This window comes from Mesorhizobium sp. (genome assembly GCF_004963255.1).
In the GTDB taxonomy this organism is placed as follows: Bacteria; Pseudomonadota; Alphaproteobacteria; order Rhizobiales; family Rhizobiaceae; genus Mesorhizobium.
The window spans coordinates 334,255-346,463 of record NZ_SUGA01000002.1 but is presented as its reverse complement, the minus strand read 5'-3'; the positions used below and the strand labels follow the sequence as shown (position 1 = coordinate 346,463).

Here is a 12,209-nt window from a genome sequence, read left to right as displayed (position 1 = left end):
GTACCTATATATCAAAAAGGTGCATACTCGACAATCGTCTATCACTATCCAAAAGATAGCGGCACATTCACTTGAACAGGAGGCGTTTATGCGTGCCGTTGTCCAGACTTCCGTCGGCGGACCCGAGGTCCTTTTCGTCGCCGAGCAGCCTGACCCCGCGCCCAAGCCCGGCGAGGTGCTCGTGCGCGTCAAGGCGGCGGGCATCAACCCGGTCGACGGCGCCGTGCGCGGCGGTTCCTACCCACTGCTCGGCGAGCCGCCCTTCATTCTCGGCTGGGATATTTCAGGAACCGTCGCCGCGCTCGGCGCCGGCGTGACTGCCTTCAAGGTCGGCGACGCGGTATTCGGCATGCCGCGCTTTCCCAAGCAGGCTGGAGCCTATGCCGAGCTTGCCGCGGCGCCGGCGGACGAGATGGCCGCGAAGCCTGCAGCCATCGACCATGCGCATGCCGCGGCCTTGCCGCTCGCCGGCTTGACGGCCTGGCAGGGTCTCATCCGCCACGGCCACCTACAGGCGGGCCAACGCGCGCTGATCCATGCCGGTGCCGGTGGCGTCGGCCATCTGGCGGTGCAGATCGCCAAGGCGCGCGGCGCCTATGTCATTGCCACGGCCAGCCCGGGCAAAACGGATTTCGTCCGCGCGCTCGGCGCCGACGAGGTGATCGACTACACCAAGGATGATTTCACGGGGAAAGTCGGCAATGTCGATCTGGTACTGGATCCGATCGGCGGCGACCATGCCGACCAATCGCTGGCAGTCCTGCGTGACGGCGGCGTTCTGGTCTCGCTGCTCAACGTTCACGATGCCACCAGGGCGAAGGCCAGCGCGCGGGGTATCCACGTCGAGCGCATGTCCGTGGTGCCCGACCGCGACGGCCTTGTCGAGCTTGCCAAGCTGGTGGATGCAAGCAAGCTCTCGCCCCATGTGGCGAAGACCTTCCCGCTCGACCAGGCGGGAGCAGCACATACTTTTCTGGCCACGCGGCCGATCGGCAAGCTTGTGCTGACGATCTGAGGTTTTACAAAAGCGAAAAGGGCGCGGAACATCGCGCCCTTTTCGTTAATGCCTATCCAGCCTAGTGCCGGTATTGCTGGATCCGCGTGGTGCGCAGCCCGGCAAGGCCGTATTCGTCGATCGATGCCTGCCAGGATAGAAATTCTTCGGTGGTAAGCTTGTAGCGCTGGCAGGCTTCCTCAAGGCTGAGCAGGCCGCCGCGCACCGCTGCGACGACTTCCGCCTTGCGCCGGATAACCCAGCGCCGCGTGTTCGTCGGAGGCAGATCGGCGATGGTAAGAGGGCTGCCGTCGGGCCCAATAACATACTTGACTCTAGGTCTAACCAGATCGGTCATCGTACTCTCTACTAAAAACTCAAAGACCCAATCCCCGCCACAGTACCGCCACAGCTTTAAAAATTGCCTAAGCGAACCCTAATCACTAGGTAAGGATCGTGAACGCCCGGTTAGGATATCGTTTAGAATTTGAAACACCGGCCTCCAGGCCCTGAAATTGCCGGTAATTTCGTCCTGGGCCGCAAGCTGGCGCAGACGAGGCGCTTGACCTATATTCCGGCCATTGGCATTTGAGCGCCGCACAGTGAAAGCACCATGAACAGCCTCGACCTCCCTCGCCGCCCAGAAGAAACCCGCGTCGTCGTCGCGATGTCGGGCGGTGTCGATTCGTCCGTGGTCGCGGGCATCCTGAAGCGCGAAGGCTATGACGTCGTCGGCGTGACGCTGCAGCTTTACGATCATGGCGCGGCCACACATCGCGCCGGTTCGTGCTGCGCCGGCCAGGACATAGACGACGCCCGCCGCGTTTCCGAGACGCTCGGCATTCCGCACTACGTGCTCGACTATGAGGAGCGTTTCCGCAAGGCGGTCATCGATCCCTTTGCCGAAAGTTATGTCGCCGGCGAGACGCCGATCCCTTGCGTATCGTGCAATCAGACGGTGAAGTTCGCCGATCTGCTCGCGACCGCGCAGGATCTCGGCGCCGACGCCTTGGCCACCGGCCACTACATCCGCTCGCGCGCCAATGGCGCGCATCGCGCCCTCTACCGGCCGGTCGACGCCGACCGCGACCAGAGCTATTTCCTGTTCGCTACCACGCAGGCGCAGATCGATTATCTGCGGTTTCCCCTCGGCGGTCTTTCGAAGCCGCAGGTCCGCGCCATTGCCGAGGAGATGGGGCTGACCGTCGCCGCCAAGCAGGACAGCCAGGACATCTGTTTCGTGCCGCAGGGCAAGTATTCCGACATCATCGCCAAGCTGAAGCCCGCGGCCGCCAACCCAGGCGACATCGTCCATATCGATGGCCGTGTGCTCGGCCGCCACGAAGGCATCCTGCGCTACACCATCGGCCAGCGCCGCGGCATCGGCATCGCCTCCGGCGAGCCGCTCTATGTCGTCCATCTCGACGCCGACCGGGCGCGCGTCATCGTCGGCCCGCGCGAGGCGCTGGAGACGCACAAGATCTATCTGCGCGCCATGAACTGGCTTGGCGACGGGCCGCTGTCGGACGTACCGGCAGGCGGCATCGAGCTTTTCGCAAAAGTCCGCTCGACCAGGCCGCCGCGTCCGGCCGTGCTGCATCACCGCAACGGCGTGACGTCGGTCGAGCTGGCCGACGGCGAGTCCGGCATCGCGCCCGGGCAGGCCTGCGTGCTCTATTCCGACGACGGCAACGAGGCGCGGGTGTTCGGCGGCGGCTTCATCGAGCGTTCCGAGCGTGGAGCCGAGGCCGAGGCCATGCTGTCCAGGCTTGCGGCAAGGCCGGCGCAGATTCCCGCCGAGTAATCTTCGTATCCGTCAGCTGCCAAGTCCGTTCAGGCGGGCGAGCCCATATGGATCACCGTGCCAGCGGTCAGGATGCGCAGCACCCGGATCGCTTCCTCGCCGTCGGTGCGCGGCTCGGCGCGCGTCTCGATGCATTGCATGAAATGGGCAAGCTCGCGCGTCAGCGGCATGCCCTCCCCGACCGGCACGTAGGAGGGCTCGTTGGCCGTGAACGCCCACTGGCCGCTGTCCTGCCAGACTGCGTGGCGGTAGACGGCAAGCTTGCGCTCCCAGGGCTCGACGTCGTCGAACACGGCCATCGCCTTGGTGCCGACGACCGTCAGCCGCCGCTCCCGATAGGGATTGAGGCGCGAGGCGAAGAGATGGCTGCGCAGGCCGTTCGGGAAGCGCATATGCAGATGCGCAAAGTCGCTGAGATTGTCGAGCAGCGCCGCGCCCTCGCCCCTCACCTCGATCGGCTCGGTGCCGGTGATGGCGAGGATCATCGACAAATCGTGCGGCGCAAGGTCCCAGAGCGCGTCGTTCTCGGTGTGGAACTTGCCGAGGCCGAGCCGGTGTGAATGGATGTAGCGCACCTCGCCGAGCTCGCCATTGTCGATCAGCCCTTTCAGCGTCTCGAAGGCCGGATGGAAGCGCAACACATGGCCGACCATGAAGACGCGGCCATTGTCCTTGGCCGCCTTCACCGCGCGCTCGGCGTCGGCGACCGTCAGCGCGATCGGCTTCTCCACCAGCACGTCCTTGCCGCTTTCGACGGCCCGCACGGCGGTGTCGGCATGGAATTGCGGCGGCAGCGCCATGACGATAGCATCGATATCGTTGCGCTCCAACAGTCTGTCCGGCTCGATCGCCAGGCAGTCTTGCTCGCTGGCGAAACCTTCGGCGCGGGCGCGGTTGACGTCGGAAACGGCATAGAGCGCGCTAAGCGCCTTGAGGGTGCGGATATGGTTGCTGCCCCAGTATCCGCAACCGAGGACGGCGATGCGCGGCTTCATTCGTTCAACTCTAGAATTTCATTGCCGAGACATAGCGACGTGCCCCGCCGAACTCAACCCCGGCACATGCCCTGAGTGTCTGTCCGGCAAAGCTTTTCTGGGACGAGATTATACGGGCTGGATTATGCCGGCATGTCGGCATCATCCAAGCTTGACAGGCTTACCCTCCCAACCTTATATCCGCGCGACCTTGGCGAACGCCTCGCGACGCCCGTCCATTCAGGACGGTTTTCCGGGCCATTTGCCACCCTGGCGGGGTAGCTCAGTTGGTTAGAGCACGGGAATCATAATCCTGGGGTCGGGGGTTCAAGTCCCTCTCCCGCTACCATCTCCTTCGAAGGGAGACACGTTGCGCAAGATCTTCGTCGACTAGGGTCGACAGGTAGCCGTCGATCCTGATCTGCGGCTGCTCGCCCGGGTTCGGCGGGTACACCGTGACCTTGGAGACGAGATTGCGGACCGCCGCCTTAGGTTCCTCCGAGACGAATTGTTGGCTGATAACCCCGGATCGGTCTCGATTGCCGCCGGCATCGCCGCCCTTCGCAAAGTCGGCGCCGAGGAACCGGCCGACGAGTTGCAGTCCATCGTCGGCACATTCGCGGCCGAGCGATGGCGGCCGATCTACTTCGACCGTCCGATGTCATAGCGGCAGATTCAAGTTCGGCCCAAGACGTAGATTCGAGAAGTCAATGTCGAGGCCACACGCCCAGCCCACCTGCTCTGCGAAAAGCTGCGCCACATCGTCGAATTCGTGATCGCGGCCAAGCTCCAACCGATCCGTCAGAGCCGGTTCCCAAGGCGCCTTGACGCCGTCCGATCCATTGACGGAGAAGTAGACCTCGCGATCCTTCGAGCCGAATATCTCGCCTTCAATGTATAGAGGTGTGTCGACAAAGCCTTGCCGGCGGCGGAAACGCAACGCGTTGTAGAGAAGCCAAAGACCCCCCACGGCATACCAGCCAGGAAATTGGCTAAGATGGCCCACGATGTGGCGCCCCATCAGGCTCCAAGTGCCATCACCCCAAATTCGGACTTGCTTGTAATCCTGGTCAAAATGCTCAAACGCCATGACGCCGCCGGCTGCCGGCCGCCAGTGTGCGTTCCTGAAAGTGAAATCGTCGATCTGAGAAGTTTGAAACGGCACCTCTCTGACCCCAAACTCCCTGCCAAGAAACACGGACGGAAGATGTGGAACTTGGAAGTGCCGGGCAGGCACCACGGTAAAGCGATAGAGCACATGAGTTGGAAATCCTGGGACCAACCTCAGGTCGACGAGATCTCGATTGAAATCTTGTCGCCTAGCCCGGAACGTATCGTTCACCCTATCGATGGCCGTTCTGGCCTCCCAGAAAATCGATTGGAGGTCGCGCATAGTCATAGGCTGGCAAGCGGAGCCGCGCCTGACGTGACCTGCAGCTGGCAGCCCAACTCCATGAGGGGCGGAAAGGGACTGGGACACCTTGAAGACAATATAGCCTGAGCCATCATCGGTCGCCTTGACGGCCTTTACATCCAACAAAGGAAGCGGGGGATCGATTACGGCACGAAGGCTTTGCTCGAGCCGTTCCGCGCATTGAGCTACCGACGGAATGGGAATCCCAAGGCCTGCCGATACCTTGATGCCATCGCTATTGGGCTTCTCCTTTACACCGAGCAGAAGCACTCCGCCGTAGGCATTCGCGAATGCGACGATCTCCTCGGCAATTCTGTCCCTGCTCTTTGCCGAGATCTGATCCTGGTTCTTACGCCACCGCTCTTCAGCGCCCGCTTCGAAGTCTCCCTTGAACTCAAGTGTGAGCGATTCCGGTAGCTTTGCTTGGCCCACAGCTTCAAGATCCGCGATGGTCCAATCGGCCGCTGGGCGGTTGGTGAATGCTGCGATCTCCATGCTCTCACCCCCTGAGTTCCGAACCACAATCTGGTCACAAATTCACGGATTGCCAACGCTACTCAAAGCGTCCGCACCGCTCCGCGCACCGAGCTTGGCAGGTGCAGCCCGCCGCTTGCTATGATCTCAGGTCGAGGTTGCCGCGTTCGGCGCGCCAAAAAGGCGAGAAGAAATCGCTCCGAGATACGACCCAAATATCGTCTCGACGCCACCCAAGCTGACCTTCATGTTATCAGGCCCCATACCTGGCACTTGAATGTACACGAAATAGAATATCGCGAAGATCGCGCTCAGCAGACAGACTGGAAACAAGACGACGATGAACGCAAATCCCGAGCTCACCTTGTATGCGCGGCCCACGCCTTGCTCGTTTGCAAGGACGTAATTCAGCGCCGCAAACGCCGTCGCCCCAAGAACCGGCAGCGTCATAACAATCATCTGCACGACATCCGTTCCAGCCAGTGGCCCAAATATGCCAAGCATCAGACCTGACAAAAACACGGCCAAATGACCGAGCAATATGATCAACGCAACAAGCATTCGTATCTGATTCTGATACACAGAATTCCCCCCCGCTTATCCTCAAAACAAAATCAGGACGACTTTCATTCATCGGACGAACATTTCAGGCGGTCTACGACCTTCTTTGGGACGACATCTTCGAAGCCAATCCTTGCAAAAACGCAATCACCTTCCCCAAGTCCATTCGCTATCGAAGTCGCAGCGATTGCCTCGTCGTAATACTCTTGGTCTTTCTTGAAATATGTTTCATCCGGCGGAGAATCGCTCCCAGCGCTTCGACGAACTGACTTCATGCGCTCCGCCCAAAGAAGTATTGAATACTCACCAAAATTCCTAGTCACATTGTCGAAAGGCTCAAACGACACGCGCAATTGATCCCATTGACCGATGGTTCCCCTGGTGATTTCGGATGCGGCGCGAATTTCATAAGATACATCAACAGGGTAAGGAGGAATTTTTACCTTTGTAATCTGTGGCTTCGACTTCCAATACTTGTATTTTCCGCCACCCGAAAGCAATTTGTCCAAACCGGTATTGATGAATGAAACCATCTTTTGCTCCGAAACGCGACCAGATGAATCGAAAAGCTTCTCTCTACCAACAGTGAAGTAGCTGCGGTCGGCTCCGGCGCACCCACCAATATCAAAATCGACATAGAAAAGGCCCGTCGCACGAAGCTTCGTTGCGTAATATGCCTCGGTGCCAGTCGGCACAAAAATGTACCAGATATCGTGGTCGACCTTCCCCGTAAGATAGTCTACAGGACGCCCGCTTTTAAGCTCTTTACGGTGCTCCTCGGGAAATGACTCTGGCCCCCGCTCCGGCAGATTCTCTAAGCTCTCATATTCAATGACGGACCCGCTAAGTTCTTGGTCTGCCAACAACGCGTCGCGAATTTTCTTGCCGGAAGCAGCATGGCGACGCTCGACATTAAGACTGCCGTACATGTCGCCACAAGGTTGGTACGTTAACGTCTTCGCAGCTTCGGAAAGCTCTCCGTAGCGCGGACGCCAGATGTCCACAACGGCCTCGCGCCAGTGGAGGCGATCGTATTCAATCGCCCTCGAGAAGCTCAGGGTTCGACCTTTGAAACCTATTCCTTTATTCGAGTCAAACTTAAGTGTCATTGCATTGGCACCAGTCTTCTGCCCGCTCACTCTAATGGGAGGACTGTCATCCCCTTTAAGCGCCGTCATGTCGCCCGCGATTGCGTCCCCGTCGAATGTTAGCTTGAGAACCGCACTTCTATAATGAGAATAATCGCTGTTCTCGATGACGTAAGTGTGGGTTTCCGACGCGTTAGCAGGCGCTGAGAGCAACGCCATAGAGATTATTACGATTGCCTTCATCAATTGCATTTTGGACCCTGCTTCTTCCCAGAACAGCACAGCTGCAAGTTGGGCAAGATATCACAATTTCCACGAAGTAGGTCATCACTTGCGACAGCGTTTCGAAGCCGCATCAGCCGCTGGGCAGAGTCCTTCGATCGCGCTGCTTCGCCGAGAACTAGGAATTCAAAGTTTCGCGGTTTGTCCACACCTGCTCGAAAAATGCGTAAAACTCTGAAATCGTTGATTGCAAAGTTCATCCGGTCGGCCTGTCACGCCGGCACCCTAAACCTGCCATTCAACCGATCTTGCGAACGGTGTCTGCGCAGCCGAACGGGACTTGAACCGGGAGGGATTGTACGAAACGGGCTCCCGCTACCAATCTCCTTGTAAACTATTGAAATAATAGCTAAAACGCGGACCTACGGTAGCGCTTCGCCCGAAGCCGTGTCTGCTGGCCAATGTGGCGCCAAGCAGCGTGACGCTGAAGCTTGGTGACGACATGACGAATGTCTTGGCCGGGCCGGCAGCGAATGGCGGCTTCGCGGCACCGATCTCCATATGCGAACCCCCAGCCTCCTCGGAATCGGTCCGACCTGACCTCGAAATGAGCGTCTGGATGATCGCGACGAGCCACGAGCTGCTAGACCCGGTCCTGTCGGCGTCTTATCTCGGCCGCGATCATCGACGCGTCCCGATGCAATGCGAGACGCTGAGCGGCCGCGAGCCCACGTTGCCAGGTTGAGATAGCCAGTTCATTGCGTCCATCCAGCCAGTGCGCCACGCCGACCCACAACGCATACTGCGGGGCGCCTACAGAAAACACACGGCGAAAGCGCTTGAGCTCATGCAGTGCTTGCCTCTCCCAGTGCCGCCATTGGTCGTATTCTCTCGACAAGCCCGCCTCGCGGCCGCGCAGGAGCACTTCGATCACTCCGGTGATGCCGGGTAGTGTGCTGTGCACAGTCGGTCGACCCATCTCGCGCAGGAGGCGTAGCGCATCCACAACCGCCCGGACGCTCTCTGCATGTTGCCCAATTCGTGCAAGTGCAAGCGCGAGCGAACCCTTTGCCGAAACCATGTCGGCGAGATCGGAAGACCCGACCATGGCGGACGTGGTCAGCCTGAGAATGTCGACCGCTTCCCGGGGGCTATCCGCCTGAAGGACGCACAAGGATTTGCATCGCAGCGCCCAGATTTCCTGCTGGAGGTTTCCGCTGTTCTGCGCCCGTGAAAGCAATGCTTGGGCAGTGTGCTCCAGTTCGCCCGAGTGGCCTCGGTAGTACAGAGACCAGAAACGAATGGCCTGGGCGTTGCACCAACTCAGTTGATCTCCGGCCTGGAGACAAAGTTCTTGCGACTGATCGAGACGACGATCCACCATCGTCCAATCGCAATGCCCGATACGCCATAACGCGTCGAGGTTGCAGAGGTGCGAGTGGATCGATGGGTCCGCCAGCGTGATCGCGACCCGTTCCGCCCGTGCCATGAAGTAGTGGCAGGCGCGCCGCCACCCGAGAATCCCCAAACCGCAAGCGAGTTGGGCGGACGCCACCGCCATCTCGGTTGTGACCCCAGTTCGCTCGGCATAGGTGACGGCCGCGACAGTGTGTGAGAATGCCCGCGAGAAGCGAAGTTCGAAATAGTCCACGACGGCAGCCTGGTTCAGGCAGCGAGTCAGTTCCTGCTCCCAAGAGCCTAAGGCGCTGTCCTGGCCTGATCGGGCCGAAGGTGGAAATATCTGTTGAAATGCGAGGCGCAGTCCGCTTCCGAGCAGCCGGGTCAGAAGGGCCACTGGTGAGCGTGGAACTGGCTCGCCTGCCAACACCAGCGCCCGTCTCACTGAAACGCCCTGAGCATGAAGGTCGCCGCGGCTATAGTGAGCCTCGCCGAGCTGCCTGCGCCAGCGCACTGCCTGCAGCCTTTGAACGGCACTCCAAGGCTGCTCGGACTCGTAGTTCAGGCAGATTCCCAAAAATGACTCAACCTCGCGAAATGCACCGATCTGCAGGGCCTTGGTTGCGGCGAGATTTGCGTATCTCACTGCTTTGATTCTGTCCCCGGCAGCTTCAAAGTGCTGGACAAGTGCCGCGGTGTCAGCGCCGGTAGCAGCCGACTGGCTTGACTCCATCCATGCGGCCAATGCTCCATGAAGCCTCTGGCGGACTTCACCGGGGATTGCGCCATAGACGACGTCCCGGATCTGATCATGGCGGAATTCGTAATTGCCTGAACTGACGACTTGACGCACGAGATGCGCGGCCGCAAGCGACTCGACGGCCGCGGCGACGGCGCCGCCATGCAATATGCCCTTGAGCAAGGTCGCAAGCGCCTCGCGGCTGAAGGTGCGGCCGATCACCGCCGCCGCCTTGATCGCTTCTTGTGCGGCGGCTTCGAGCCGATCGACGCGCTCGCGAATGACCCGTTCGACCCCCTCGAAGTATCTAAGACGATCCAACGGCCGAATTGGGCACCAGAAGCCGTCGCGCACAGCGATGAGTCCCTGGCTCTTCAGAGTGAGGGCTATCTCCTCCGCAAAGAACGGGTTGCCGCCCGCCAATGCACAAACCCGGCGCAAAAGTTCGTCATGTGGCGGCGCCTCCCCCAGCGTGCGGGCGACCAGTTCGCAAATCGATACGTCGTTGAGCTCTTCGAGATCCACGATCCGGCAAAACCGCGCCGGATCGTCGGCATCGGTTCCGCCTGTATTCATCCCCGGTGCCTCGGCCCGCCTGCGCAGGTTCTTCAGCTCCTCCGGTACCTCGTCCGAGCGCACGCACAAGATCAAGAGCAGCGACGATAACGAGGAGAGGATCCACTCCACGAGACGCCAGGATGCCGAATCCAGCCACTGGCTGTCCTCCAATACCAATACCAGCGGACGTGGTGACAACCTATCCATCAGGTCGCCCAGAAGTCGCATGGTCGCATCAGCGCGATTGGCTCCTTCCAAGTGCCTTGTCGCGTCGTTCTGCGGGATTTCGACGCCCAGCACATCGCCGAGCAACGGCAGTCGCGCGGCGACCGACGGGTGGCCTTGGACACGCTCGGTGACACGTTGAAGAACCGTAACGCCGTCGCTTCCCGAGGAGAGCCCTAGAACGGCCGCAAGTAGCCGTCGCCAAGGCAAGAGTGATGTACGGCGGTCGTCACGTTCGGCGCCAGCCACGAACACGGCGGTCCCAGCCAAACGCAGTTCGTCCGTGAAAGCCTTGATCAACGCTGTCTTGCCGATCCCTGACTCGCCCAATATCACCGCCAGACGCCTGCTTCCTTCCCGGGCTTCGTGAAATGTGCGTTCCAGGGCTCCCAGCTCGTTCCCCCGACCGATGAGCGAGGCCGTGTTTTGTTCGGGGGCGCGTTGGTCTGCCGGACAAAAGACGGCCGCCATTTCCCCCAGCCCTTCGAGTTGCAGTGTGCCGCGTTCCTCGAAGCGAAATGACCTCCGGCTGGCTCTCTCGGTCGGTGCATCGCATAGAATGCTTGTTGATGCGGTCATAAGCCGAGCCGCACGATTCACCGGAGCTCCGAACACCATGAGCTGCCGCCGGCGGGCGCTGCCGACGACACTGAAATGCGCGTCGCCGGTGGCGACCCCCACGGACGTCGACAGTCCCAGATGTTGACCTGTCAGACTGATCGCGCGGGCAGTATCCAGAGCGCGGATAGGGTCATCGCGATGAAAGCTGCCTCGCGCTCCGAACGCCGCGAAGAAAACCAAACCCTTGTCGTCCAAGAGCAGCTCGCCGGCTGGCCCGCCTCGCGAGCGTAAATCTTCCTGCAGGGCCGTGTATAGCGATTGATAACGAGCAAGGTCCTGAGGTTGGCCGTCGTCGAGCCCGGCTATTCGCGCGAACAGAGCGGTGATCGGTCTTATTTCGGCAAGGGTATCCAGGTGGACGGCTGTCCGGCGATGTCCTGTGGGGCGGACCGGAATCGCGCTGCCTTCGGCCGCCGGGCCTGATTCAACGTCAGTGATCAGATCCCTGAGCTGCAATGGCAGAAACCGCGCCAGCCAATCGGCTGGAGGAGGGTTCGTGGCTCCGGCGTCCAAGTTGGGTCGCGGTCCAGACGGCCCCGCAAGGGCCAGGCTGGCCTTTTCCGAAACCACATACTCCCATCTGCGCGCAACAGTCTGGGAGCGGGCGGCTTGCAGGACCGCGCTTCCTCCCGCAAAGAGCGTCCAGATGCGCTGACTGCCCAGAGCCGCGGCCCAAAGGGGCCCCGCCCCGATACCAACATGCAGTGCTGGTGCGATGTCGCCTTCGCCGTTGTCCGGGCGGTCGTTCTGGTTGCCGCAGATAGCCTCGGCGCAGGCAACCGCCGCCCGGACGGCGCTTGCAAGTCCGCCGCCGTCCGCCGCCCAATAGGCCAGCAACTCGTCGCCGGCGAGGTACAGAACCTCTCCTCCACGCTCGTGAACCTGCTCCACACAGCGTGAATACGAGCGGCTGAGCAGGCTTGGAATTCGTTCGAGTCCTTCCTGTCCTCGGCGTGCCAGTTGCTCGACCAGGGCAGTATACCTGGACACATCGACAAACATCACGGCAGCCGGAAACTCGACGGCTGCAGGGCCGTCTGAGCGAACCGCATGGATTCTCCCAAGTAACCTAAGGGGGAGGAAACTCCCCAGTAGCTCGTGAGTTTCCCTCATGGTCCTCCCCGCAGTCGCGACAAC

Annotated in this window: 9 protein-coding genes and 1 tRNA gene; 4 read left to right on the top strand and 6 right to left on the bottom strand. The window is 60.5% G+C overall.

Going from position 1 to position 12,209, the window contains the following annotated elements; all coding sequences use genetic code 11:
• Positions 1–88: 88 nt before the first annotated feature.
• On the top strand, positions 89–1,015 hold the full coding sequence (locus E5X34_RS04435; protein ID WP_292561518.1) for an NADP-dependent oxidoreductase: 927 nt from the start codon (positions 89–91) through the stop codon (positions 1,013–1,015).
• Between the two features lie 61 nt (positions 1,016–1,076).
• Here the strand turns inward: E5X34_RS04435 and E5X34_RS04430 are convergent, their stop codons facing one another.
• Positions 1,077–1,352 carry a DUF1153 domain-containing protein gene (locus E5X34_RS04430; RefSeq protein WP_006203587.1) on the bottom strand — a complete coding sequence of 92 codons (276 nt, stop codon included), beginning with the start codon at positions 1,350–1,352 and terminating at the stop codon, positions 1,077–1,079.
• Between the two features lie 255 nt (positions 1,353–1,607).
• Here E5X34_RS04430 and mnmA point away from each other — a divergent pair, with 255 nt between their 5' ends.
• Positions 1,608–2,798, top strand: a complete 1,191-nt coding sequence (gene mnmA, locus E5X34_RS04425) for a tRNA 2-thiouridine(34) synthase MnmA (RefSeq protein WP_095817207.1) — start codon at positions 1,608–1,610, stop codon at positions 2,796–2,798.
• 29 nt (positions 2,799–2,827) lie between these two features.
• Here the strand turns inward: mnmA and E5X34_RS04420 are convergent, their stop codons facing one another.
• Positions 2,828–3,793, bottom strand: a complete 966-nt coding sequence (locus E5X34_RS04420) for a Gfo/Idh/MocA family oxidoreductase (protein WP_292561515.1) — start codon at positions 3,791–3,793, stop codon at positions 2,828–2,830.
• Positions 3,794–4,044: 251 nt separating this feature from the next.
• Here E5X34_RS04420 and E5X34_RS04415 point away from each other — a divergent pair.
• Both E5X34_RS04415 and E5X34_RS04410 read left to right on the top strand, forming a co-directional pair.
• Positions 4,045–4,121 (top strand) — tRNA-Met (locus E5X34_RS04415).
• 162 nt (positions 4,122–4,283) lie between these two features.
• Positions 4,284–4,439 (top strand): hypothetical protein, encoded by a 156-nt coding sequence (locus tag E5X34_RS04410; protein WP_292561512.1) that lies wholly within the window; start codon positions 4,284–4,286, stop codon positions 4,437–4,439.
• On the opposite strand, the gene E5X34_RS04405 is transcribed toward E5X34_RS04410, so the two are convergent.
• The 4 genes from E5X34_RS04405 to E5X34_RS04390 form a co-directional block, all read right to left on the bottom strand.
• The gene (locus E5X34_RS04405) at positions 4,434–5,681 is read right to left on the bottom strand and encodes an ATP-binding protein (RefSeq protein ID WP_292561509.1); all 1,248 of its coding nucleotides are present in this window, start codon (positions 5,679–5,681) and stop codon (positions 4,434–4,436) included. The two genes, E5X34_RS04410 and E5X34_RS04405, sit on opposite strands and share 6 nt — an antisense overlap.
• A 126-nt stretch (positions 5,682–5,807) precedes the next feature.
• Complete coding sequence (locus tag E5X34_RS04400; protein ID WP_292561506.1) at positions 5,808–6,242, bottom strand: hypothetical protein; 435 nt, start codon at positions 6,240–6,242, stop codon at positions 5,808–5,810.
• Between the two features lie 44 nt (positions 6,243–6,286).
• Positions 6,287–7,561, bottom strand: coding sequence for a hypothetical protein (locus E5X34_RS04395; protein WP_292561503.1), 1,275 nt, complete (start codon positions 7,559–7,561; stop codon positions 6,287–6,289).
• Between the two features lie 613 nt (positions 7,562–8,174).
• Positions 8,175–12,074 carry an adenylate/guanylate cyclase domain-containing protein gene (locus E5X34_RS04390; protein WP_292561500.1) on the bottom strand — a complete coding sequence of 1,300 codons (3,900 nt, stop codon included), beginning with the start codon at positions 12,072–12,074 and terminating at the stop codon, positions 8,175–8,177.
• Between the last annotated feature and the right edge of the window lie 135 nt (positions 12,075–12,209).